A 23453-nucleotide genomic window follows, 5' to 3' on the forward strand; every position below is an offset into this window, starting at 1 on the left:
CGCCCGCCGGCGGGCGGGTCCGGACCCGCCGGAATCGACCACTTCTCGGCGCCCGCGCCCCGGGACACGGCCACACAGAGGAGTCCAGCACGTGAACGCCAACGTCAACCCCCTGCCGGAGGAGCGGCGCGCGACCACGCGGCCCGGGCACGTCGCCCTCGTGGGCGCCGGACCCGGCGGCGTCGAGCTGCTGACCCTGCGCGGCGCGGAGCTGCTCCGCGACGCCGACGTGGTCATCACGCTGCGCGAGCCCGCCGCCGAGGAGTTGTCCGGCTTCCGCGACGAACTCCTCACCCACTGCCGCGAGGACGTCACCACCGTCCGGGCCGAGGACATCGGCGACGTCAACGCCTTCGCGGTGGCCCGCGCCCGTGAGGGCCTGCGGGTCGTGCGGCTCTTCTCCGGCGACCCGTTCTTCGGCTGCCGGGGCGCCGATCTGGTCCTGGCCTGCCGTGAGGCCGGCGTCGACGTGGAGGTCGCCCCCGGCGTCTCCTCGATCACCGCCGTGCCGACCTTCACCGGGATCCCCCTCATGAACGAGGGAGCCACGGAGGTGCGCGTCCTCAACGCCCGCGCCCGAGGCGCCGAGGTCGACTGGCACGAGGCCGCCGCCAGTGACGCCACCCTGGTCATCCTGGGCGGGGACGCCCCCCTCGACGAACCGGTCGAGTTCCAGGGACCCGGCTTCGACGTGCTGTGCAAGACCCTCATCGCCGGCGGACGACCCGCCACCACCCCGGTCGCCGTCGTCCGCGCCGGGGGCACCACCCGCCAGACCACGGTCGCCTCGACCCTGGCCCGTCTGGTCGCCGACCTCAAGGCCAAGGACGCCAAGGGGCACCACCTCACCGCGCCCGCCATGATGATCGTCGGCGCACCCGTCGCGCGCCGGACGGAGCTGTCCTGGTACGAGAGCCGGCCGCTGTTCGGCTGGCGCGTCCTGGTGCCCCGCACCAAGGAGCAGGCCGCCGCCCTGTCCGAGCGGCTGAGCGACCACGGCGCGGTCCCCGAGGAGGTGCCCACCATCTCCGTGGAGCCGCCGCGCACCCCGCAGCAGATGGAGCGGGCCGTCCGCGGCCTGGTCACCGGCCGCTACCAGTGGGTGGCCTTCACCTCCGTCAACGCGGTCAGGGCGATCCGCGAGCGCCTGGAGTCCTACGGCCTGGACGCGCGCGCCTTCGCCGGGGTGAAGGTCGCGGTCGTCGGCGAGGCCACCGCCCGCGCCGTCCGCGAGTTCGGCATCCAGCCCGACCTGGCCCCGCCCGCCGACGCCCAGTCCAGTAGTGGCCTGGTGTCGGTGTGGCCGCCCTACGACGCCGAGATCGACCCCATCGAGCGGGTGCTGCTGCCCCGCGCCGACATCGCCACCGAGACCCTGGCCGCCGGTCTGACCGACCTGGGCTGGGAGATCGACGACGTCACCGCCTACCGGACCGTCCGTGCGGCGCCGCCGCCCGCGCCCGTCCGAGAGGCGATCAAGGGCGGCGGGTTCGACGCGGTGCTGTTCACGTCCTCCTCCACGGTGCGCAACCTGGTGGGGATCGCGGGCAAGCCGCACAACACCACCGTCATCGCGGTGATCGGGCCCGAGACCGAGAAGACCGCCATCGAGTTCGGCCTGCGCGTCGACGTGGTGGCGCCCAAAGCCTCGGTTTCGGCCCTTGTGGGGGCACTTTCGGAGTACGGTGCCGCCAAGCGCCTTGAGGCGATCGAGGCGGGCAAGCCCGTCCTCAAGCCGAGCCAGAAGCGTCGTGGCCGCCGCCGTAAGCTCTGAGGATCCCGCCCGCGCCCGTCCGACACCACCTTCTCCGGGAGCACCGACATGAACACCACCGGTCACGAAGCGGCCTTCCCCGTCGCCCGGCCGCGCCGCCTGCGCCGGGGCCCGGCCCTGCGCCGCCTGGTCGCCGAGACCAGGGTGGCCCCGGAGAACCTCGTCCTGCCGATGTTCGTCAAGGAGGGGATCCCCGAGCCGGTCGCGATCTCCTCGATGCCGGGCCAGTTCCAGCACACCCGTGACAGCCTGCGCCGGGCCGCCCACGAGGCGGCCGAGGCCGGGGTCGGCGGCGTCATGCTGTTCGGCGTCCCGGCGCGCAAGGACGAGCGGGGCTCGGGCGCCGACGACCCGCACGGGATCGTCCAGGAGGCGCTGCGCGACCTGGCCAAGGACGTCGGCGACGCCCTCGTGGTGATGGCCGACCTGTGCCTGTGCGAGTACACCTCGCACGGCCACTGCGGTCCGCTGGAGACGAGCGGGCACGTGGACAACGACCTCACCCTGGAGCGGTACGCGGCGATCGCCGCCGCCCAGGCCGAGGCGGGCGCGGCCGTGGTGGCGCCCAGCGGCATGATGGACGGCCAGGTCGCGGCGATCCGCGCCGGGCTGGACCGGGCCGGGTACGCGCAGGTGCCGATCCTGGCCTACGCCGCCAAGTACGCCTCCTCGTTCTACGGCCCGTTCCGCGAGGCCGCCGAGGGCGCGCCGCGGTTCGGGGACCGGTCCGGCTACCAGCAGGACCCGGCCAACGTCCGGGAGGCGCTGCGCGAGGTGGCCCTGGACGTCGCCGAGGGCGCCGACATGGTCATGGTCAAACCGGGCCTGGCCTACCTCGACATCGTCGCGAAGGTGGCGGAGACGTCCCCGGTGCCCGTGTCCGCCTACCAGGTCAGCGGCGAGTACGCGATGATCGAGGCGGCGGCCGAGCGCGGCTGGATCGACCGTGAGCGGGCCATCGTGGAGACCCTGACGTCGTATCGGCGGGCCGGGGCCGAGCAGGTCCTCACGTACTGGGCCACCGAGGCGGCACGTCTGCTCCGGTAGCGCGACCGGTTCCCTCCCCGGTCGCGGTCGCCGGGTGCGGGTCCGCATCACCAGGACCGCACCTGGAACATCGAGGATCACCGGGGAGGGCTCCATGGCCGATGTGTTGTACCGACGGAAGCGGCGTCCGGCGATGGACGGCATGGTCGACGCCGCGCTGGGCTACGCGGCGCTGGGGTGGCCGGTGGTGCGGGGGACCGCGCCGGGTCACGACCGCGCCTGTACCTGCGATCGGATGGGCTGTCCGGATCCGGCGGCGCATCCGGCCACGATGGCCTGGGGGGTGGAGGCCAGCACCGACGGTGACACGATCCGGCGGTGGTGGGCGGCCGACCCCGAGGCGAACGTGATCCTGCCGACGGGGCGGGTGTTCGACGTGTTCGACGTACCGCGCGCGGCCGGGGTGATGGCGCTGGCGCGGATGGGCCGGTCGGGTGTGCCCGCGGGTCCGGTGGCGGCACTGGGTTCGCGTTACCTGTTCTTCGTGGCGACCCGCTCCCCGGTGGACGAGGACGAGTGGTGGTCCTGCCATCTGGACTGCGTCCCGGAGGCGATCGAGGAGATGCCGGGGCTGCGGTGGCACTGCCGGGACAGTTTCGTCCTGGGCGCCCCCTCCCGGTTGCCGGGCGGCGGCAGCGTCTCCTGGATCCGGACCCCGCGCGACGGGGGAGGGACGGTGGTGCTCCCCGATCCGATCGCCGTACTGGGGATTCTCGCGGACGCCAGCGAGGAGTTCACCGAAGGCGATCGGTAGCATCATTGGCATGGGGGCTGTTCACTCCAGTCCCACAATTCACTTTGTCCCCTCGGCCCGCCAATAGCTTAATGCCCATTCACCGGCGGGTTCTCCATGGGATGCCGTTCGTCCCGGTACGAAATCTCTTTTTCATTCGCTGTTTACATATCACCATTGCGTGGTTACTCTCGTGGGAGCGCTCCCGCACAGAGCGCACATGCTCCTCCAGGCCCTCCCGGGCCCGCCCCGAGACCCCTCCGATACCCGTACACCACGGAACGCGCAGAAATGGGAGCGCTCCCGAGAAACGGGTCCACCCCGCCGGAGAAAGCCATGCCCCGCTCACCCCCATTCGCCACGCCCACCTTCCTCGGATTCCACGCAGTCGTCGCGAGGACCCTCTGTCCGGCGACACCTTCTTTCCTTTCCCTTCGGGTCCCCCAGCCTCAAGGAAGTAGAAGATGAGCAGAATCCACCGTGCCGCGACCTTCGGATCGTCGCGAGCACGAAGAGGCCCGGCCGCGCTCTCCGCCCTCGTGGTGGGCGCCGCCCTGGCCATCGTCCCTTCGACCCCCGCCGGCGCCGATGCCGGTTGCGCCGTGGACTACACGGTCAACGACTGGGGTTCGGGTTTCACCGCGAACGTGGAGATCACCAACCTGGGAGACGCCGTCAACGGCTGGACCCTGGAGTGGTCCTTCCCCGGAAACCAGCAGATCACCAATCTCTGGAACGGCTCCCACACCCAGAGCGGCGCGAACGTCGCGGTCACCAACGCCGGATACAACGGCTCCATCCCCACCGACGGCTCCGTGAGCTTCGGCTTCAACGCGAACTACTCCGGTTCCAACGCGGCCCCGCTCGCGTTCGAGCTCAACGGCGTCCTCTGTGACGGGGCCGTCGACCCCGATCCCGACCCGGATCCGGATCCGGACCCGGATCCCGATCCCGACCCGGATCCCGACCCGTCCGACCGCGTGGACAACCCCTATGTCGGGGCCGACGTCTACGTGAACCCGATCTGGTCGGCGAACGCCGCAGCCGAACCCGGCGGTGCCGCCGTGGCGGACGAGCCCACCGGCGTGTGGCTCGACCGCATCGGCGCCATCGAGGGCAACGACAGCCCCACCACGGGCTCCATGGGCCTGCGCGACCACCTGGACGAGGCCCTGGAGCAGGCGGACGGCGACCCCCTGGTGTTCCAGGTCGTCATCTACAACCTGCCCGGCCGCGACTGCGCCGCCCTGGCCTCCAACGGCGAGCTCGGACCCGAGGAGATCGACCGCTACAAGAACGAGTACATCGACCCGATCGCCGACATCCTCGCCGACTACGAGGACACCGAACTGCGCGTCGTGGCGACCATCGAGATCGACTCCCTGCCCAACCTGGTCACCAACGTCTCCGGACGGCCCACCGCCACCCCGGAGTGCGACGTCATGCTGGCCAACGGCAACTACGTCGAGGGTGTGGGCTACGCCCTGGCGTCCCTGGGCGCCATCGGCAACGTCTACAACTACGTCGACGCCGGCCACCACGGCTGGATCGGCTGGGAGGACAACTTCACCGCCTCGGCCCAGATCTTCTACCAGGCCGCCAACGCCGCCGGTGCCACCCCCTCCGACGTGCACGGCTTCATCGCCAACACCGCCAACTACTCGGCGCTGAAGGAGGACCACTTCGCCATCGGCCAGACCATCGGCGGCGTGCCGGTCCGCCAGTCCTCCTGGGTGGACTGGAACAACTACGTCGACGAGCTGGGCTTCGCCCAGGGCCTGCGCCAGGAACTGGTCTCCCAGGGCTTCCCCTCCGGCATCGGAATGCTCATCGACACCTCCCGCAACGGCTGGGGCGGCTCCGACCGGCCCACCGGACCGGGACCGCAGACCAGCGTCGACGCCTACGTCGACGGTGGCCGCTACGACCGTCGCATCCACCTGGGCAACTGGTGCAACCAGTCCGGGGCCGGTCTGGGAGAGCGCCCGCAGGCCGCTCCCGAACCCGGCATCGACGCCTACGTGTGGATGAAGCCCCCGGGCGAGTCCGACGGGTCCAGCGAGCTCATCGACAACGACGAGGGCAAGGGCTTCGACCGGATGTGCGACCCGACCTACGAGGGCAACGCGCGCAACGGCAACAGCATGAGCGGCGCCCTGCCCGACGCGCCGGTCGCCGGACACTGGTTCTCCGCCCAGTTCCAGGAACTGCTGGACAACGCCCACCCGCCCCTGAACTGATCCCCCGCCTCTCGGGGATCACCGGCCGGGCGGGGGACGGAATCGACCGCCTCCGCCCGGTCACCCACAGCGAGCACGGATAGCCACAGCGTCGGTGCCCACGGCACCCGCACCCGCACCCACACCACCCGACCCCGCTCCCCCGGTCCCGCCCGCGCGAGTGGCGTGGCTCCGCCATGCCCGAACGCGGCCGGGCCCCGGGGAACCGGGGAACCCGTCCAGGAGGACGCAACGTGCACACCCCCCGCACGGACGCGCGTCGCCGATGGCGCCGTCCCCTCCCGCTCCTCGCGGCCACCGTCCTGACGGCCGCACTGCTCCCGGCCGCACCGGCCGCCGCCGACCCGATCTGCTCGGTCGCCTACAACGTCACCAACGACTGGGGCAGCGGCTTCACCGCCGACGTCACCGTCACCAACCAGGGCCAGGCCGTCTCCCCCTGGCGCCTGGGCTGGGACTTCCCCGGCAGCCAGCGGATCACCAACGCCTGGAACGCCACCGTCTCCCAGAGCGGGGCCTCGGTCACCGCGACGGCCCCCGCCTGGGCGCCGGGACTGGCCACCGGGCAGAGCGCCACGTTCGGCTTCCAGGGCACCGGCTCCGGCGCCGCGCCCACCGAGTTCACGCTCAACGGGGTCTCCTGCGACGACGGCGAGGACCCCGGACCGGAGGAGGGCGAACTGCTCGTCTCCCCGGAGTCCCTCAGCGTCGACCCGGGCGGCTCGGCCACCTTCGACGTCCACCTGTCCTCCGCCCCCGAGGACGACGTCGCCGTGAACGTCGAGCGCACCTCCGGCAGCGACGCCCTCGCCGTCACCGGCGGGGCCGACCTGACCTTCACCGCCGACGACTGGGGCACGGCCCAGGAGGTCACCGTCACCTCCTCCGGCGACGGCACCGGCGACCCGGCCCAGGCCGTGTTCACCGTCGCCGCCGACGGATACGACCCCGTCACCGTCACGGTCCGCGAACGCTCCGGCGCGGCCAACGCCTACGAGGCGGAGTTCCTCACCCAGTACGACAAGCTCAAGGACCCCGACAGCGGCTACTTCCGCGAGTTCGACGGGCTCCTGGTGCCGTACCACTCGGTGGAGACCCTGATCGTGGAGGCGCCCGACCACGGGCACGCCACGACCTCCGAGGCCTACAGCTACTACCTGTGGCTGGAGGCGACCTACGGGCGCATCACCGGCGACTGGGCGCCGTTCAACGCCGCCTGGGCGTCGATGGAGACCTTCATCATCCCGGGCACCTCCGACCAGCCCACCAACGCCTCCTACGACCCGTCCGCGCCGGCGACGTACATCCCCGAGTCCATCGACCCCTCGGACTACCCGATGGCGCTCGACCAGGGCGTGCGGACCGGACAGGACCCGCTCGCGAACGAGCTGAGCAGCACGTACGGGACCGACGAGGTCTACGGCATGCACTGGCTGCTGGACGTCGACAACACGTACGGGTTCGGGTTCTGCGGCGACGGCACCGACGACGCCCCCGGCTACATCAACACGTTCCAGCGCGGCTCCAACGAGTCGGTGTGGGAGACCGTGCCGCACCCCTCCTGCGACACCTTCGAGCACGGCGGTCCCAACGGGTACCTCGACCTGTTCACCGACGACGCGAACTACTCCCAGCAGTGGCGCTACACCAACGCCCCCGACGCCGACGCGCGCGCCGTCCAGGTCGCCTACCAGGCCCACGAGTGGGCGAGCGAGCAGGGCAACGAGGCCGCCATCGCCGACAGCGTCTCCGACGCCGCGCGCATGGGCGACTACCTGCGCTACGCCATGTTCGACAAGTACTTCAAGGAGGTCGGCGACTGCGTCGGACCCCAGGCCTGCGCCCCCGGCTCCGGCAAGGACTCCGCGCACTACCTGATGTCCTGGTACTACGCCTGGGGCGGCGCCCTCGGCAGCGCCGAGTACCCGTGGGCGTGGCGCATCGGCGGATCCTCCGCCCACCAGGGCTACCAGAACGTGATGGCCGCCTACGCCCTCTCCGAGGTCGACGCCCTCACCCCCGAGTCGCCCACCGGCGCCCAGGACTGGGCCACCAGCCTGGACCGGCAGCTGGAGTTCATCCAGTGGCTCCAGTCGGCCGACGGCGGCATCGCCGGCGGCGCCACCAACAGCTGGGAGGGCGACTACGGGCAGCCGCCCGCCGGCACCCCCACCTTCCACGGCATGTTCTACGACGAGAAGCCCGTGTGGCACGACCCGCCGTCGAACCGGTGGTTCGGCTTCCAGATCTGGGACATGGAGCGGGTGGCCGAGTACCACCGCATCACCGGTGACGAGCGCGCCGGGGACATCCTCGACGCGTGGATCCCGTGGGCGATCGACAACACCACGGTCGGCACCGACGGCGAGTTCGCCATCCCCGCCGACATGGAGTGGAGCGGCGCCCCCGACACCTGGACCGGGACGTCGACCGGCAACCCGAACCTGCGGGTCGAGGTCGTCTCCCACAACCAGGACGTGGGCATCGCGGCCGGTCTGGCCAAGACGCTCATGCACTACTCCGCCGCCACCGGCCACGAGGAGTCGCTGGAGGTCGCCGAGGGGCTGCTCGACGCGCTGCTGCACCACGAGGACGAACTCGGGATCGCCATCCCCGAGGTGCGCTCCGACTACCGGCGGTTCGACGACCCCTACGACTCGCCCGACGGCGGCCTGTACGTGCCCGACGGCTGGACCGGGACCATGCCCAACGGCGACGTGATCGACTCCGACTCCACGTTCGTGTCGATCCGGTCCTTCTACGAGGACGACCCGGACTGGCCGAAGGTCCAGGCCTACCTCGACGGCGGCCCGGCCCCCGAGTTCACCTACCACCGGTTCTGGTCGCAGGTCGACGTGGCCACCGCACTGGCCGTCCACGGCGAACTCTTCGGCTGACCCACGGCGGTCCGATCGAGGCCCGCCGACCACGAGCGGGGGAGGGGCCGGGTCCGGCCCCGGTCCCTCCCCGTCACACCACGAAGGAACCATCGATGACGACGACAACGAACGGAAAGAGGGGGCGGGGACGCCGCACGGCGAGACTGCTCGCCCCGGTGTTCGCCGCGGCCCTGGCCCTGAGCGCCGGGGCGACCGCCCACGCCGAGGACCCGCCCCTGCGGGACCTGGCCGACCGGCAGGGGTCGCGCATGGGCGTGGCGGTCTCCGCCCACCTGCTCGACGACCCGAGGTACGCCGAGATCGCGGCGACCCAGTACAACTCCGTCACCCACGAGAACGAGCTCAAGTGGGAGACCGTCCAGCCGCAGCGCGGTCAGTTCAACTGGTCGGGCGCCGACCGGCTGGTGGACTTCGCCCGCGCCAACGACCAGGACGTCTACGGCCACACCCTGGTGTGGCACAGCCAGCTGCCCTCCTGGGTGGCCAACGGCGGCTTCAGCGCGCCCCAGCTCGAACAGGTGATGGACGATCACATCTCGACGGTGATGGGCCGCTACGCCGGCGACATCGGCCACTGGGACGTGGTCAACGAGGCGTTCAACGAGAACGGCACCTACCGGGACTCGGTGTTCCACCGGACCCTGGGCCCGGACTACATCGCCACCTCGCTGGAGATGGCGCACGAGGCCGACCCCGACGCGCGCCTCTTCATCAACGACTACAACGTCGAGGGGATCAACGCCAAGAGCGACGCCCTCTACAACCTGGCGTCCTCCCTGCTCGACCGGGGCGTGCCCCTGCACGGCGTGGGGTTGCAGTCGCATCTCATCGTCGGCCAGGTGCCCTCCAGCATGCAGGCCAACATCCAGCGGTTCGCCGACCTCGGGCTGGAAGTGATCATCACCGAGCTCGACATCCGCACCACCACCCCCGCCTCCGAACAGCAGCTCCGGGCGCAGGCCGCCGACTACACCCGGGTCTTCCAGGCCTGCCAGGCCGTGGACGGCTGCGGCGGCGTCACCGTGTGGGGCGTCGACGACGGCCACTCGTGGATCCCCGACGTCTTCCCCGGTCAGGGCGCGGCCCTGCCCTACACCGCGAACTACCAGGTCAAGCCCGCCTACTGGGCGATGCACGAGGCACTCGGCGGGGACCCCGGCGGCGACCCGGACCCCGGGCCGGGCGACGGCTCCTGCACGGTGACCTACACCGTCTCCAACCAGTGGAACCAGGGAGCCGTCATCGACGTGACCGTCCGCAACGACGGTGCGGCCGCGATCGAGGGCTGGAACCTCACCTGGACCCAGCCCGCCGGCCAGCGGATCACCTCCGGCTGGAACGCCACGGTGACCCAGAACGGAAGCGCCGTGACCGCGGCGGCGGCGTCCTGGAACCGGGTGCTGGCACCCGGCGGCAGCGCCTCGTTCGGCTTCCAGCTCACCCACCAGGGGCAGGTCGCGAGCCCCGACGCGTTCGCGCTGAACGGCGCCGACTGCGACTGACCCCCGCCCCCGATCCCTCCCCCAGGGCGTCCGCCGGACGCCCGCACCGACCCCCGGGGCATCCGACCCCCACCACGGGTGCCCCGGGCCCGAACCACCCACCCGGCCCCGAGGACCGGACCTCCTCCGCCCGGTCCTCGGGGCACCCCTCACCTGGAGACGCCGATGCGCACCCGGATCGCGCTGGCACTCGGGGCCGCCCTGGCCTTGGTGGCCTCCCTGTTCGCCTTCTCGCTACCCGCCCACGCCGACACCGGCTTCCGCGTTCAGGACGGACGCCTCGTGGACGCCGCCGGCAACGACTTCCTCATTCGCGGCGTCAGCCACGCCCACACCTGGTACACCCACCAGACCGGATCCTTCGCCGACATCAAGTCGCTGGGCGCCAACACCGTCCGCGTCGTCCTCAGCAGCGGCGACCGCTGGAACGAGAACAGCGCCGCGGACGTGGAGAACGTGGTCTCCCTCTGCAAGGCGAACCGCCTCGTCTGCATGCTGGAGGTCCACGACACCACCGGCTACGGCGAGGAGGGCGCCGCCGCCACCCTCGACGAGGCCGTCGACTACTGGCTGCGGATCCAGGACGTCCTCCACGGCGAGGAGGACCACGTCCTCGTCAACATCGGCAACGAGCCCTACGGCAATGACCAGAGCGTCAACCAGGCCTGGGCCGCCGACACCATCGACGCCGTCGAGCGGCTGCGCGCCGCCGGGTTCGAGCACACCCTCGTGGTGGACGCGCCCAACTGGGGCCAGGACTGGCAGGGCATCATGCGCCGGGACGCGCCGCAGGTGGCCGCCGCCGACGACAACACCGTGTTCTCCATCCACATGTACGGCGTCTACCAGCAGGAGTCCACGGTCATCTCCTACCTGGAGCACTTCGTGAACGCCGGTCTGCCGCTGATCGTCGGCGAGTTCGGCCACGACCACAGCGACGGCGATCCCGACGAGGACGCCATCATGGAGCACACCCGTCGGCTCGGGCTCGGCTACGTCGGCTGGTCCTGGAGCGGCAACGGCGGCGGTGTGGAGTACCTCGACATGGTCGAGGGCTTCGACGTGAACCGGCTCACCCCGTGGGGCGAGCGCATCTTCCACGGACCGGACGGCATCGGCGAGACGTCCGTCGAGGCTCCGATCTACGGCGGTGGCGGCGAACCGACGGACCCGCCCACCGAAGAGCCCAGCGAACCGCCCACGGAAGAGCCCAGCGAGCCGCCGACCGACCCCGAGGGCGAGTGCACCGCCGAGTTCCGGGTCACCAACGAGTGGTCCGGCGGATTCCAGGCCGAGGTCGAGGTCACCGCGCACACCGCCCTCACCGGCTGGGTCGTCACCTGGACCTCCCCGTCGGGCCAGACCGTCGCCCACTCCTGGAACACCGACCTGAGCACCTCCGGCGGCACCGTCACCGCGCGCAACGTCGCCTACAACGGCACCGTCGCCGCCGGTGCCGCCACCACCTTCGGACTCATCGGGAACGGCACCGCCGTCGCCCCCGACCCCGCGTGCGCCGCGGCCTGACCGGCCGCGACGACCCCGGCCGGGCGACCGCCCGGCCGGGACTCCCCCACCCGAAAGGAAGAACACCCCCCATGGAGAGGACCCGCACCCGCAATCTCCTCACCGCCGCGGTGGCGCTCAGCGCGCTCGCCGTCGGCTACTCGGTGGTGGTCGCGCCCGAGCCCGCCGAGGCGCACGGCGCGTTCACCTACCCCGCCTCCCGCACCTACGCCTGCTTCCAGGACGCCACCGGCGGCACCTCCGGCGGCGCCCTGGCCCCCACCAACCCGGCCTGTGCCGACGCGCTCGCCGAGGGCGGGGACTACGCGTACTGGAACTGGTTCGGCAACCTCATCGGCAACTCCGCCGGACGGCACCGTGAGTTCGTCGCCGACGGCGAGCTGTGCGGGCCGACCCCGCAGTTCAGCGCGTTCAACGCCGCCCGCGACGACTGGCCGTCCACGCCGTTGCAGGCCAACACGACGGTGGAGTTCCACCACAACGCCTGGGCCGCGCACCCGGGCACGTTCTTCACCTACGTCACCAAGTCGGGCTGGAACCCGAACCAGCCGCTGGACTGGGACGACCTGGAGCTCGTCGACACGGCCGTCAACCCGCCGCTGCGCAGCGGGGGAGTGGCGGGCGCCGAGTACTACTGGGACGTGGACCTGCCGAACCGGTCGGGCCGGCACGTCGTGTACTCGGTGTGGGAGCGGTCGGACAGCCCGGAGGCGTTCTACAACTGCTCCGACGTGGTGTTCAGCGGCGGGAACGGTCAGCCCGATCCCACCGACCCGCCCGAGCCCACGGACCCGCCGGAACCGACCGACCCCCCGGAGCCGACGGACCCGCCGACCGACCCGCCGGCGGACGAGTACTGCACCGCCGAGTACCGCGTCCTCAACGAGTGGTCGGGAGGCTTCCAGGCCGAGGTCGAGCTGACCGCCGGTGAGGACGGCGTCGACGGGTGGATGGTCGACTGGGTGTTCGCCAACGGCCAGACGATCTCCAGCCTGTGGAACGGCACGGTGGTCAACCACGGTTCGCACCACGAGGTGAGGAACCTGCCGCACAACAGCCTGCTGGGACCGGGCCAGAGCACGAGCTTCGGGTTCACGGCCAACCACCCGGGCGGTGTGAACATCGTCCCGCTCCCGGACTGCGGCCCCGCGTAGTCCCCGACCCCTGAGAGGACCAGGAGGGTCCGGGCACCCGCCCGGGCCCTCCGCCGCGTCCGAGACCGGGCCGGGTGCGACGGGCGCGGGGGCGTCCACGGGCCCTCCCGGCGGCCGGCGGGGTCCGGCCCGGCCGGGTGCGGTGGAGCGTCAGGGGCGATCGGCGCGCTCACGCGAGGCGCCCTCCCGGCGGCCGGCGGTTCACGCTGCGATGGGGAGTCCGGCCGAGCGCCATTCGACGATGCCCTCCTCCAACAGGGCGGCGCGGCGGCCGTGGGCGGTGAGCAGGCGCACGGCGTCGTAGGAGAGCACGCAGTAGCGGCCCCGGCAGTAGGCGACCACCTCGACCCCGGCGGGCAGTTCCGCCAGTCGGTCGGCCAGTTCCGGCAGGGGGATGGACACGGCGCCGGGGATGTGGCCCGCGGCGTACTCGGACTCGGGTCGCACGTCCAGCACCAGCGCGGAGCCGTCGGCGGCCGAGGACAGCAGCTCCCGGCGGCCCACCAGCCGGATGCCGTCGTGGTCCAGGTAGGCGCGGCGGACCGCCTCCACGTCCGCGTTGCGGCTGTCGGCGACCGCGCACAGCAGGGACATCAGCGCGGCCACGTCGTCTCCGGCCAGCCGGTAGTGGAGGCGGGTGCCCTCGCCGCGCACGGACACCAGCCCGGCCCGGCGCAGGGTCTGGAGGTGGGCCGAGGCGGTCGTCAGCTTCAGCCCGGCGGCGTCGGCGAGGTCCTGGACGGGGCGCTCGCCTTGGGCCAGCAGCTCCAGGATCTCCAGGCGCTTGCCGTGGGCCAACGCCTTGCCGGTACGCGCGACGGCCTCGTACAGGTCGGTCTTGTCCATCTGCCTGCCCTCCTGTTATTCCATGATTCCATGGAATAGTGTACAAAGAGCGGTCGCGGGGAGCCTCCCCGGCGCGGTGAGGAGGAGCGGGGCATGGACGAGGACCTGGGCGCGCTCCAGCGGGAGCACTGGCAGGACACCTACCGGCGCCATCCGGTCATGTACGGCTCGGAGCCCTCGCGGGCGGCGCGCTACGCCGCCGAGGTGTTCGCCGAGCGGAGCGCGGGGACCGTCCTGGAACTGGGCGCGGGGCACGGCCGCGACGCCCTGTGGCTGGCCGGGCGGGACCTGCGGGTACACGCCCTGGACTTCAGCGCCACCGCCCTGGACCGGCTGGAGCGGGACGCGGCCGAGAGAGGGCTGGCCGACCGCGTCACGGCCCGTGTACACGACGCCCGCGAGGAACTGCCGCTGTCCGACGCCTCGGTGGACGGCGTGTTCGCGCACATGCTGCTCTGCATGGCCCTGTCCACCGACCGGATCCGGGCCCTGGCGGGCGAGGTGCGCCGGGTGCTGCGCCCGGGGGGCTCCTTCGTCTACACCGTCCGCCACACCGGCGACGCCCACCACGGCACCGGGGTCCCCCACGGGGACGGGATCTTCGAGCACGGCGGGTTCGCGGTGCACTTCTTCGATCGGGCCCTGGTCGAGGAACTGGCCCTGGGGTGGCGTCTGGAGGAGGTGCATCCCTTCGAGGAGGGCGATCTGCCCCGGCGGTTGTGGCGCGTCACCATGGTCCGCCCCGCCTGAGCGCGGTTCGGGGTGCGAGGCGGCGGAGGCGGCCGGGCCGGACGCGAAGGCGCCCCCTGGTGGATGGGCCGCCGCGTCCGACCGCCGGGGAGGGAAGGGACGCCGTTCAGCGGACCTGTGCGACGAGCTGGAACAGGAGCTGGTGCACGAGGGAACGGGGGACCATCTGGTTGACGGTCGCGGAGACGTGGAGGTCCCGTTCCGGGACGTGGTACAGCGTGTTGCCGAAGGCGCCCGAGTGGCCGATCATCTCCGGGATCGGCGTGAACGGTGACAGCCACCGGGGGAGCCTGAGTCGCATGAGGCCGACCCCGTAGGCGATGGGGACGAATCGGGAGAAGACCGGGTTCCAGTGCTCCGTCATCTCCGCCAGGTAGTGCGCCGGGAACAGCTCGCCCGCCATGAACGCGCGCAGGAACCGCACCTGGTCGGCGGAGGTCGACACCACCGCGCCGTCGGGAGGGAACGAGGCGATCGTCTTCGGGACGCGCAGCGCGGTGCGGCCGTGCAGGATCGGCGCGACCTCGTCGTAGCGGTCCAGCGTGTCCGGGGTGAACAGCCAGGTGTCGCGCAGGCCGAGCGGTTCGACGATCCGGCTTCGGAAGGCCTCCTCGTAGCCGCCGGAGGTGGCCACCTCGATGATGCGTCCGAGCAGCTGGTAGTTGGTGTCGCAGTACTGCGCCCGGCCCGGCGCCGAGGGGGCGAACCGGCTCGGCATGCCCCTCGCCATCTCCAGGAATTCCTCGAAGGTCCAGGCGGCGTCGGTGCGCAGCATGTCGCCCAGGAAGGTCGTGCCGTCCGGGCGCTTCTGCTCGAAGTAGTCCGGGATCCCCGACGTCTGCGTCAGCAGTTCGCGGATCGTGATCGCCGGGCCGTGGTCCCGCCCGCCGTGCGTGTTCAGCCCGCGCATCGTGTCCTCGCCGAGGATCTCCGCCGCGCGCGTGTCGAGGGTCAGGACCTTCTCGTCGCGAAGCCGCATGAGCATCGAGACGGTGTACAGCTTGGTGATGCTGGCGATGAAGTAGGGGCGGTCGGTGTCCCCGTGGCTCCAGGTGAACCCGGTGGACGGCTGCTCGATCGTGACGCTCATGGCCGACACCGCCGGTTTCGCGGCGTAGCGGGCCGCGATCCGGTGCAGTCGGGCAGAGGTGGGCGGACTCACGACGTGATCCCCTCCAGTCGTCGTTCGGTGGCGTCCAGCCAGTCGAGTTCGGTTCTCGCGTGGGCGATGCCGTTGGCGAGCGTGGCCAGACGGAGCACACCGCCGAGCCCGAACTCGGCGGCGTCGGCCGGGACCTCGATCGCCTCCAACGCCGCGAGTTGTCCGCTCAGCTCCCGCCGGCGGGTGTCCAGCAGTTCCCGGATCCGTTCCACCGGCATCCGGTCCGCGAAGAACAGTCGTGCGAGGAAGGGTTCGCGCGAGGGCCGGGCCTTCAGCGGGGAGGCGAGCCACCGGTCCAGTTCGGCCGACCCGAGGTCGGTCACGCTGTGCAGGTGCATGTTGGGGCGCTCCTCCTGCACCACGGTGCGGCGGACGGCGAGGCCGTCCTCCACCAGGCCGGCGAGCGTGCGGTAGATCTGCGACTGATCCGCCGTCCAGAAGTGCCCGACGCTCTCGTCGATCACCTTCTTCAACTCGTAGCCGCTCATCGGCTTGATGGACAGGATTCCGAGGATGGCGTGCCGTAGGGACATGGCTAGATGCTAGCTCACATATATGCGATGTCCAATAGATGTCAGTGCATATTCATCGGCGCGGGGTCGCACTCCGGCGGACCCGTCGCCCGGCACGAGGTGACCCGCCCTGGCACCGCCTTCTCACCCGGTCGACGCGCGTCGGGAGGCCCCCACCCGGACCGTCGCGGACATCGACCCGACGGCGAGCGCCGTGCGGTCAGCCCTTCAAGACGTAGAAGCGCACCGGTGAGTTCGGCTCGAAGCCGATGCGCGGGTACAGGGGCGCCCCCGCCGCGGTCGCGTGCAGGGTGGCGCGGATCAGGCCGGTCGCCCGAGCGCCCTCGTACAGGGCCTTGCGCGTGACGGCCTCGCCGTAGCCCCGGCGCTCCCACTCCGGTGCCGTGGCCACGAGCGCGACGAAGAGGCGGCCGTCCGCCTCCACCGTTCCGGCGCACGTCACCGGAACACCGTCCCGCACACCCAGGTAGGCGTGCACCCCGTCCCTCCACAGCGTCGACCCGAGCAGACCGTCCCGCCCGTCCTCCAGGGGGAACCCGTAGGCGCGCGAGTTCAGGTCCGCGTACGCCCGCAGGTGCTCCTCGGTGGACACCCGGACGAACTCCAGCTCGGGATGGGACGGCTCGGGAAGGGGGAGGAGGTCCCCGGCCATGCCGACCCCGGAGAAGGCGTGTTCCAGACCCACCCTCTCGACGGCGGACGAAAGCCCCGCGCGCGCCTGGTCCGTGAGGAGGTCCTCGAAGAGCCACAGGAACCCGGGACGCTCCTTGGAACGCATGACGTCCGCGGCCCGGCCCAGTCCCTCCTCGACGAGCCCCGGGTCCGCGTCCACGTCGGTCAGCGTGACGCAGTTCCAGAACGCGAACCGGCTGTCGGCCCAACGGACGGACACGCCCGGAAGGTCGCGCACGTCGGCGTCCGCGTCACGGTCGAGCACCATGGCGCGCCAGGCCACGGTGAGCTGCTCCATCGACTCGACCGACTCCGCGCGATCCGCCATCTGCACCCCTTCGGACGGTGGGGCTTCGGGGGAAGCCCCTCTTCCGGTCACAGGATCGCCTGCGGGCCAAGGGTTACCGGTCGGTTCGGTCGATCCGTGACCGCCACCGCTCCGCCGGGTGTCACGGCGATGGCATGAAAAAAGGGAGAGGGCCTTCGGCCGCTCTCCTCCACTCTCAATCTATAGCGCACCCCCGGACTTGCGGCAAGACCCCCCTCGTGGCCCAGAATCGACCCTCGTGACCACTTGCCATGATCCGGGGGACGATGTGAATACGCGGGCCACCAGTGTTTTCGACCTGCCGGACAACCTCGCCGCCAAGGCCGAGCCCGAACTGATCGCCGAGGACGCGCGGCACTTCGCGGCCATCGCGGAGAGCCTGGAGCGGACGATCGCCGACCTGTCCCAGCGACTCGACACCGAGCGCATGGCGCCCGGCGGCAGGGGCCGGGCGGTGATGGACCGGGACATGGAGGTCCACCGGCTGAGCTCCCGCCTGCGCTCCCTGCGCCGTTTCGGCCTGGACCTGTGTCTGGGCCACATCGTCGCCGAGGGCGACTCCGAGCCCGTGTACATCGGACGGCTCGGCCTCAGCGACGAGGACGGGCGCCGCCTGCTGCTCGACTGGCGCTCTCCCGCCGCCGAGCCGTTCTTCGCGGCCACCCACGCCGACCCGATGGGTCTGGCGAGCCGCCGCAGGTACCGCTGGACGCGGGGGCGGATCACCGACTACTGGGACGAGGTCTTCACCCCGGCCGGGTTCGAGGGGCACCGCGCCTCGCTCGACGACCAGTCGGCGTTCATCGCCGGCCTGGGCGCCGACCGGTCCGATCGGATGCGGGACGTGCTCGGCACCATCCAGGCCGACCAGAACGCCATCATCCGGGCCGGTTCGAGCGGCACCCTCGTGGTCGACGGCGGCCCCGGTACCGGAAAGACCGTCGTCGCCCTGCACCGCACCGCCCACCTGCTGTACTCCGACCCGCGCCTGGGCCATCGGCGGGGCGGCGTGCTGTTCGTCGGTCCGCACCAGCCCTACCTGGCCTATGTCGCCGACGTGCTGCCGAGCCTGGGCGAGGAGGGGGTGCAGATCTGCACCCTGCGGGATCTCCTCCCCGAGGGCGCGACGGCCCCGGAGGAGAAGGACCCCGAGGTCGCGCGACTGAAGGCGTCCGCGAACCTGGTGAAGGCGATCGAGCCGGCCGTGGGGTTCTACGAGCAGCCGCCCACCGAGGGGATGGAGGTCACCACCCCCTGGGCCGAGGTCCGGTTGACCGTCCGGGACTGGGCCGAGGCGTTCGACGCGGTGGAACCCGGGACCCCGCACAACGAGGCGCGCACGCGGATCCTGGACGAACTGGTCGCGATCCTGTTCGACAAGCACGACCAGGACGAGAAGGAGGAGGAGGAGAGGTTCACGCCGGAGATGCTCCGCCGGGTGCTGGTGCGGAACCGGGAACTGATGACGGCCTTCTACCGCGCGTGGCCGCTGCTCGAACCCACCGACCTGGTCGGCGACCTGTGGACGGTACCCGCCTACCTGCGCAAATGCGCGCCGATGCTGAGCATCGAGGAGATCCGCGCGCTCCAGCGCGAGGAGGCCCAGGCCTGGACGGTGTCCGACCTGCCGCTGCTGGACGCGGCCCGGCAACGGCTGGGCGACCCGAAGGCGTCGAGTCGCCAGAGCCGGCACCGGGCCTCGGAGCTGGCCCAGCGCGATCGCATGTCCACGGTGATCGACAGCCTGGTCGCCGCCGACGACGACGGTGAGGGCGTGGTGACGATGCTGCTCCTCGACGACATGAAGAACAGCCTGGTCGACGAGTCCGTGCTGCCGAGCGCGGACCGGGACGTGCTGGCGGGCCCGTTCGCGCACATCGTGGTGGACGAGGCCCAGGAGCTGACCGACGCGGAGTGGCAGATGCTGCTGCTCCGGTGCCCGTCGCGGAGCTTCACCATCGTGGGCGACCGCGCCCAGGCCCGACACGGGTTCACGGAGTCGTGGCGGGAGCGTCTGGAGCGGGTCGGGCTCGACCGGGTCGACCTGACGTCGCTCAGCATCAACTACCGGACGCCGGAGGAGGTCATGGCGGAGGCCGAGCCGGTCATCCGGGCGGCGCTCCCGGACGCCAACGTGCCGACCTCCATCCGGAGCGCGGGTGTTCCCGTGACGTACGGGGCGGTGGAGGAGCTGGACCCGATCCTGGACACGTGGCTCGCCGAGAACGCGGAGGGGATCGCCTGTGTCATCGGTGATCCCACGTTCCGTGCGACGTCCCGGGTCCGGTCGCTGACGCCGACGTCGGTGAAGGGGTTGGAGTTCGACCTGGTGATCCTGGTCGACCCGGAGGCGTTCGGGGAGGGGATCGAGGGGGCGGTGGACCGCTACGTGGCGATGACCCGCGCGACCCGGCGTCTCGTCGTCCTCACGAGTTCCTGACCCGGGTCCCCTCTCCGTCGGTGGTGCGGGGCGGGTGCGGAGCACCGCCCCCACCCGGTGTCGCCCGGGTGGACGGCTTTCGGGTAGAGATGGAGACCCCGCACCGCGGCGGACCGCCGAACCCTTCGATGAACGAGTCTCCGCATGTTCCGGTCGGCACGGACGGAGGCTTCCGGGAGCGCTTCTCGTGACCGCACACCTCGACATCGACGTGATCGTCTTCGACATCCTCGGGACCATGGTCGATGAGCCCGGCGGCCTCGGACGAGGTGTCCGAGCGCTGCTCCCGGACATCGACGACGCGAGGACGGCCGCACTCGTCGCGGTGTGGCACGGGTACGTCGAGGAACAGCAGCGGGAGATGCTGGCGGGTCGCCGCCCCTACGCCGACAGCGTGGTGATCGACCGTGAGGCGGCGGCCCGCGTCGCGGCCGAGGCGGGTGTCGACGGCGAGGAGGGGATTCGTCTCCTGGCGGCCTCGGCGCAGCGGTTGGAGCCGTGGGCGGACTCCGTCGCGGGGCTGGGACGGATCGCCTCGCGGTTCCCGGTGGTCGGCCTGTCGAACGCGAGCCGCTCGGCGCTCACCCGCATCAACGCGCACGCGGGACTGCGCTGGCACCAGGCGCTCTCGGCCGAGGACGCCCGGGGTTACAAGCCCCATCCGGATGTGTACCGACTCGCGATCGCCAACGCGGGGTGCCCGCCGGAACGCCTGCTCATGGTCGCCGCCCACGCCTGGGATCTGCGGGGTGCGCGGGCGGTGGGCATGAGGACGGCCTACGTCGAGCGCCCGGTGGGGGACCCACCCGGCGCGGCGGACTCGTTCGACCTGGAGGTGAGGAGCCTCGACGAGCTGGCCGCCGGTCTCGGTGTGACCTGATCATTCGGGACCGGGCGGTCGTTCCCGAGGGGGAGAGGGCCGGGACGGAGGGAGGGGAGGGTGGCCTGAGTACCGGCGCAGGCGTTCCTCCAGTTGGTCGGGGGTGTGCTCGATCTGCGTGCGCCAGTGGGCCCGGGGGTCGCGATGGGTGGCCATCCAGAGGGATCCGGTCCAGGCGATGCGGTGGGTGGCGCCCCAGGTCCGGTTCAGGCGTTCCAGGGTGAGCGAGGGGGGTTCCCAGCGGTCGCCGCGCACGTCCTCGTGTTCGTCGGGGTGATCGAGGTCCAGGACGCACACCCGTCGGGTGCCCTGGTGGTCGAGGCGGACCTCGCCGCACAGGGGAGGGAGGAGGAGGGGCATCCGCGTCATCGCCCGCCTCCAGCGGCTTCCAGGGCCAGGTCCAGGAGGCGGACGGCCTCGTGCGCGTCGCCGGTGCGCCGGGTGTGCTCCAGCGCGGTTCGCACGGCGGAGACCCGCCCGGACAGCGGGCTCGGGAGTTCGGCCCCCGACAGGTCGAGCGCTTCGACCGCCGCTTCCAGGAGATCGTCGAGATGGATTCCGTTCACCGGTCCACCTCCGTCCGGACATGGCGGAAAGCGGTAATCTCGTGCATGTTCGCACCTGCTCATTCGTGAGAGATCCGGGAGTGGAACCACGCCCCGGGGCTGTTATCGCAGCCGCCGGGGCACTTATTCGCACAAGCACCCGATTCGTGTCCGAACGGGGTGTTTGTGAAATTATGCTGCGCGGGATTCTCCCGCGCCTCCTACAGTGTCAACTTTGCTGGCATCCCCTCTGAACTGCAACGACATCTACGTGACTGGGTAATTGTCGAAAAAGTAGTGCAGGTTGTAGAGCCCTCGTGCAAGCATGTGCACATGCCGGACAAGGTCTTCGAGGAATGGGATGGCTGGGGGCGGGAACTCCGCAGGTTGCGCGAGGAGGCGAACCTCAGCCAGCTTCAACTCGCCCACAGGCTGCCGTTCCAGAACGGCCTCATCAGCGGTTTCGAGAGGGCGACGAGAAAGCCGAAACGGGAGCATGCGGTCGCCTTGGACGGGGCGCTTTCTACAGGCGACGTCCTGGAGCGACTGTGGCTGGAGGTCACGAACACCCGCGAGATCCCCGCCGACTGGCGAGACTTCGTCCGCCTGGAGCGCCAAGCCGGCGAGATCCGCGAGTATCAGATGGCTATCTTCCCCGGCTTGCTTCAAACGCGAGAGTACGCCCATGCTCTATTGCGCAACGGCCGTAAGTGGGATAGCGACCGGAACATCGACGAACTATCGAAGGCGAGAAGCGAGCGTCTGGGGCAACTGAAGGGCGAGACTTTGTTGTGGTTCGTCATGGACGAGATCGTGATTCGCAGGGTCGTGGGATCTGACGGGGTGCTGAAGAACCAGCTGGATCACTTGCTTCGTTTGTTTGACAACCACCGCATCCGGGTTTCTTTGATGCCCGAGTATGCTCCCTACCATCCAGGCCTCAACGGTCCCTTCCGCATCATGAACCTGAGAGACGGCCGACTCGTTGGGCACGTGGAACACTGGGGTGGGCAGGAAGTTGTCGCGGGGGCGCAGGTCAATCAGCTTGCGAGCACCTTCAGCGGCCTCCAAGCAGAGGCGCTCTCCCCGATAGCCTCGTACGAGTACGTCAAGAAAACGAGAGAGGCTCTCTCATGAGCAACCCTGTCCGGGACTGGCACAAGAGTAGCTTCAGTGGGGCGAACTCCCCCAACTGCGTCGAGGTTGCGGAGGGTGCCATGACTGCTGTTCGGGACACCCAGAACCGGGAGCTTGGGCACCTGGAGTTCGTGGCGGGTGAGTGGAACGCGCTGGTGGGTACTTTCAAGGCGCAGGGCTGACCCTACGGCCGCACCAGGAAGGCTTCCCATGGGCGAACCCACCCGACGCTGGCACAAGAGCAGTTATAGCGGGGGCAGTAATAACAACTGCGTCGAGATTGCGGAGGGTGCCACGACCGCTGTCCGGGACACCCAGAACCGGCAGCTCGGGCACTTGGAGTTCTCCTCAGCCGAGTGGGCATCGCTCGTGGACACCCTCAAGTCCCACAGCTGAACGACTTCCCCCAAGGGCGGCATTCTTTCCGGGTGCCGCCCTCGCCCGTACCCCTGCCGGTAGGTTCCGGAGTATGGATCGCAAACGCCTTCTGCTCGGTGCCACCCTCGTCGGCGGGGCGCTCCTCTGGAGCGAATGGACCCTGTGGCGGGTCTCCCGCGAGGATTACCCCGCGCCCGCCCCGCACGTCGACACCGACGCCGATGAGGCGATCATCGTCCTCGGGTACCCCAGCCGCCGCGGCGACCGCCCCGGCCTGATCCAGCGCTACCGTGTCCGGGTCGCCGTCCGGTCCCGTGATCCCCGGGCCGGACGCAGCGTTCTGATCTTCACCGGTGGCAACCCCCGACGTCACCACGCCCGCCGATCCGAGGCGGCCGTGATGGCCGATTACGCCGTTGACGTCTTCGGGGTCGACCCGGCTGACATCCTCTTGGAAGAGAAAGCGAACAACACCTGGGAGAACATCGGACTCTCCCTTCCCTTGGCGGAGCCCTTCCCGGTCGTGAAGATCGCTTCCAACACCTCCCACGCCCGCCGGGGTCGCCGCTACCTCCGCAAGCAGGCCCCGGAGATCGCCGACCGCCTGCGTCCCACCCGGGATCATCGACCGGGTGAACTCCTCTGGCTGAAGCCGCTTATCGCTCTTTATCGTCGCTGACACACCCTAAAAACGCGAAACCGCCAAAGCGGACCCAAAGGCTTCCACTTCACAAAGGGAGCATTGCGCAGGGGTCGAACACCAGTGCCCTGAACTGCGAAGACGAGGAACCTTCGATCTTCTTCGGCGATCTGCCCGGAAACCGTACGCGGAACGATCGCGCGTGCCCTATTCTGGCGCCACAACCGCATATCGAGTGACCCCGCGACGCTAGTCGAGCGCCCGG

General features: G+C 70.8%; 21 protein-coding genes. 15 read left to right on the plus strand and 6 right to left on the minus strand.

What is annotated here, in order from left to right:
- Positions 1-91: 91 nt before the first annotated feature.
- From PWG71_RS25335 to PWG71_RS25370, 8 genes are all read left to right on the plus strand, one after another.
- On the plus strand, positions 92-1774 hold the full coding sequence (locus PWG71_RS25335) for a uroporphyrinogen-III synthase (protein ID WP_274812515.1): 1683 nt from the start codon (positions 92-94) through the stop codon (positions 1772-1774).
- A gap of 48 nt (positions 1775-1822) precedes the next feature.
- Positions 1823-2821 carry a porphobilinogen synthase gene (gene hemB, locus PWG71_RS25340; RefSeq protein ID WP_274812516.1) on the plus strand — a complete coding sequence of 333 codons (999 nt, stop codon included), beginning with the start codon at positions 1823-1825 and terminating at the stop codon, positions 2819-2821.
- A gap of 94 nt (positions 2822-2915) precedes the next feature.
- Entirely contained in the window at positions 2916-3575 is a 660-nt protein-coding gene (locus PWG71_RS25345) for a bifunctional DNA primase/polymerase (protein WP_446725099.1), read from the plus strand.
- A 443-nt stretch (positions 3576-4018) separates the two neighbouring features.
- On the plus strand, positions 4019-5794 hold the full coding sequence (locus PWG71_RS25350) for a glycoside hydrolase family 6 protein (protein WP_274812518.1): 1776 nt from the start codon (positions 4019-4021) through the stop codon (positions 5792-5794).
- 233 nt (positions 5795-6027) lie between these two features.
- Entirely contained in the window at positions 6028-8691 is a 2664-nt protein-coding gene (locus PWG71_RS25355) for a glycoside hydrolase family 48 protein (RefSeq protein ID WP_274812519.1), read from the plus strand.
- A 95-nt stretch (positions 8692-8786) separates the two neighbouring features.
- Entirely contained in the window at positions 8787-10196 is a 1410-nt protein-coding gene (locus PWG71_RS25360) for an endo-1,4-beta-xylanase (protein WP_274812520.1), read from the plus strand.
- A gap of 165 nt (positions 10197-10361) precedes the next feature.
- On the plus strand, positions 10362-11723 hold the full coding sequence (locus PWG71_RS25365) for a cellulase family glycosylhydrolase (RefSeq protein WP_274812521.1): 1362 nt from the start codon (positions 10362-10364) through the stop codon (positions 11721-11723).
- A gap of 71 nt (positions 11724-11794) precedes the next feature.
- Positions 11795-12877 carry a lytic polysaccharide monooxygenase gene (locus PWG71_RS25370; protein ID WP_274812522.1) on the plus strand — a complete coding sequence of 361 codons (1083 nt, stop codon included), beginning with the start codon at positions 11795-11797 and terminating at the stop codon, positions 12875-12877.
- Positions 12878-13078: 201 nt separating this feature from the next.
- Here PWG71_RS25370 and PWG71_RS25375 read toward each other — a convergent pair whose 3' ends face one another.
- On the minus strand, positions 13079-13723 hold the full coding sequence (locus PWG71_RS25375; RefSeq protein WP_274812523.1) for an ArsR/SmtB family transcription factor: 645 nt from the start codon (positions 13721-13723) through the stop codon (positions 13079-13081).
- 93 nt (positions 13724-13816) lie between these two features.
- Here PWG71_RS25375 and PWG71_RS25380 point away from each other — a divergent pair, with 93 nt between their 5' ends.
- Positions 13817-14473: a class I SAM-dependent methyltransferase gene (locus PWG71_RS25380; RefSeq protein WP_274812524.1), complete on the plus strand. Its 657-nt coding sequence runs from the start codon at positions 13817-13819 to the stop codon at positions 14471-14473.
- A gap of 106 nt (positions 14474-14579) precedes the next feature.
- Here the strand turns inward: PWG71_RS25380 and PWG71_RS25385 are convergent, their stop codons facing one another.
- The 3 genes from PWG71_RS25385 to PWG71_RS25395 all read right to left on the minus strand — a co-directional run bounded on the left by PWG71_RS25385 (position 14580) and on the right by PWG71_RS25395 (position 17168).
- Complete coding sequence (locus tag PWG71_RS25385; RefSeq protein ID WP_274812525.1) at positions 14580-15635, minus strand: serine hydrolase domain-containing protein; 1056 nt, start codon at positions 15633-15635, stop codon at positions 14580-14582.
- Complete coding sequence (locus PWG71_RS25390) at positions 15632-16168, minus strand: PadR family transcriptional regulator (RefSeq protein WP_274812526.1); 537 nt, start codon at positions 16166-16168, stop codon at positions 15632-15634. Before PWG71_RS25390 ends, PWG71_RS25385 begins: the two co-directional genes overlap by 4 nt.
- Positions 16169-16367: 199 nt before the next feature.
- A complete protein-coding gene (locus PWG71_RS25395; protein ID WP_274812528.1) occupies positions 16368-17168 on the minus strand; it encodes a GNAT family N-acetyltransferase in 801 nt (266 codons plus the stop codon).
- A 268-nt stretch (positions 17169-17436) separates the two neighbouring features.
- Here PWG71_RS25395 and helR point away from each other — a divergent pair, with 268 nt between their 5' ends.
- Entirely contained in the window at positions 17437-19608 is a 2172-nt protein-coding gene (helR, locus tag PWG71_RS25400; protein WP_274812529.1) for an RNA polymerase recycling motor ATPase HelR, read from the plus strand.
- 187 nt (positions 19609-19795) lie between these two features.
- Positions 19796-20488, plus strand: coding sequence for a haloacid dehalogenase type II (locus PWG71_RS25405; protein WP_274812530.1), 693 nt, complete (start codon positions 19796-19798; stop codon positions 20486-20488).
- Here the strand turns inward: PWG71_RS25405 and PWG71_RS25410 are convergent, their stop codons facing one another.
- Complete coding sequence (locus PWG71_RS25410; protein ID WP_274812531.1) at positions 20489-20857, minus strand: hypothetical protein; 369 nt, start codon at positions 20855-20857, stop codon at positions 20489-20491.
- Complete coding sequence (locus PWG71_RS25415; RefSeq protein ID WP_274812532.1) at positions 20854-21054, minus strand: hypothetical protein; 201 nt, start codon at positions 21052-21054, stop codon at positions 20854-20856. Before PWG71_RS25415 ends, PWG71_RS25410 begins: the two co-directional genes overlap by 4 nt.
- A gap of 312 nt (positions 21055-21366) precedes the next feature.
- On the opposite strand from PWG71_RS25415, the gene PWG71_RS25420 reads away from it, so the two are divergent.
- The 4 genes from PWG71_RS25420 (at position 21367) to PWG71_RS25435 (ending at position 23227) form a co-directional block, all read left to right on the plus strand.
- Positions 21367-22170 carry a helix-turn-helix domain-containing protein gene (locus PWG71_RS25420; protein WP_274812533.1) on the plus strand — a complete coding sequence of 268 codons (804 nt, stop codon included), beginning with the start codon at positions 21367-21369 and terminating at the stop codon, positions 22168-22170.
- Entirely contained in the window at positions 22167-22352 is a 186-nt protein-coding gene (locus tag PWG71_RS25425; protein ID WP_274812534.1) for a DUF397 domain-containing protein, read from the plus strand. Before PWG71_RS25420 ends, PWG71_RS25425 begins: the two co-directional genes overlap by 4 nt.
- Before the next feature lie 28 nt (positions 22353-22380).
- Entirely contained in the window at positions 22381-22566 is a 186-nt protein-coding gene (locus PWG71_RS25430; protein WP_274812535.1) for a DUF397 domain-containing protein, read from the plus strand.
- Between the two features lie 73 nt (positions 22567-22639).
- A complete protein-coding gene (locus PWG71_RS25435) occupies positions 22640-23227 on the plus strand; it encodes a YdcF family protein (RefSeq protein WP_274812536.1) in 588 nt (195 codons plus the stop codon).
- The last annotated feature ends 226 nt before the right edge of the window (positions 23228-23453 follow it).

The organism is Nocardiopsis sp. N85 (assembly GCF_028882275.1).
Lineage (GTDB): Bacteria > Actinomycetota > Actinomycetes > Streptosporangiales > Streptosporangiaceae > Nocardiopsis > Nocardiopsis lambiniae.

What these genes read in the sequence shown, in the direction of transcription:
- PWG71_RS25365 (WP_274812521.1), top strand. Translation starts at nt 10,362, where the DNA reads ATGCGCACCCGGATCGCGCTGGCACTCGGGGCCGCCCTGGCCTTGGTG.
- PWG71_RS25420 (WP_274812533.1), top strand. Translation starts at nt 21,367, where the DNA reads ATGCCGGACAAGGTCTTCGAGGAATGGGATGGCTGGGGGCGGGAACTC.
- PWG71_RS25375 (WP_274812523.1), bottom strand. Translation starts at nt 13,723, where the DNA reads ATGGACAAGACCGACCTGTACGAGGCCGTCGCGCGTACCGGCAAGGCG.
- PWG71_RS25425 (WP_274812534.1), top strand. Translation starts at nt 22,167, where the DNA reads ATGAGCAACCCTGTCCGGGACTGGCACAAGAGTAGCTTCAGTGGGGCG.
- PWG71_RS25410 (WP_274812531.1), bottom strand. Translation starts at nt 20,857, where the DNA reads ATGACGCGGATGCCCCTCCTCCTCCCTCCCCTGTGCGGCGAGGTCCGC.
- PWG71_RS25390 (WP_274812526.1), bottom strand. Translation starts at nt 16,168, where the DNA reads ATGTCCCTACGGCACGCCATCCTCGGAATCCTGTCCATCAAGCCGATG.
- PWG71_RS25395 (WP_274812528.1), bottom strand. Translation starts at nt 17,168, where the DNA reads ATGGCGGATCGCGCGGAGTCGGTCGAGTCGATGGAGCAGCTCACCGTG.
- hemB (WP_274812516.1), top strand. Translation starts at nt 1,823, where the DNA reads ATGAACACCACCGGTCACGAAGCGGCCTTCCCCGTCGCCCGGCCGCGC.
- PWG71_RS25360 (WP_274812520.1), top strand. Translation starts at nt 8,787, where the DNA reads ATGACGACGACAACGAACGGAAAGAGGGGGCGGGGACGCCGCACGGCG.
- PWG71_RS25345 (WP_446725099.1), top strand. Translation starts at nt 2,916, where the DNA reads ATGGCCGATGTGTTGTACCGACGGAAGCGGCGTCCGGCGATGGACGGC.
- PWG71_RS25370 (WP_274812522.1), top strand. Translation starts at nt 11,795, where the DNA reads ATGGAGAGGACCCGCACCCGCAATCTCCTCACCGCCGCGGTGGCGCTC.
- PWG71_RS25430 (WP_274812535.1), top strand. Translation starts at nt 22,381, where the DNA reads ATGGGCGAACCCACCCGACGCTGGCACAAGAGCAGTTATAGCGGGGGC.
- PWG71_RS25350 (WP_274812518.1), top strand. Translation starts at nt 4,019, where the DNA reads ATGAGCAGAATCCACCGTGCCGCGACCTTCGGATCGTCGCGAGCACGA.
- PWG71_RS25435 (WP_274812536.1), top strand. Translation starts at nt 22,640, where the DNA reads ATGGATCGCAAACGCCTTCTGCTCGGTGCCACCCTCGTCGGCGGGGCG.
- PWG71_RS25380 (WP_274812524.1), top strand. Translation starts at nt 13,817, where the DNA reads ATGGACGAGGACCTGGGCGCGCTCCAGCGGGAGCACTGGCAGGACACC.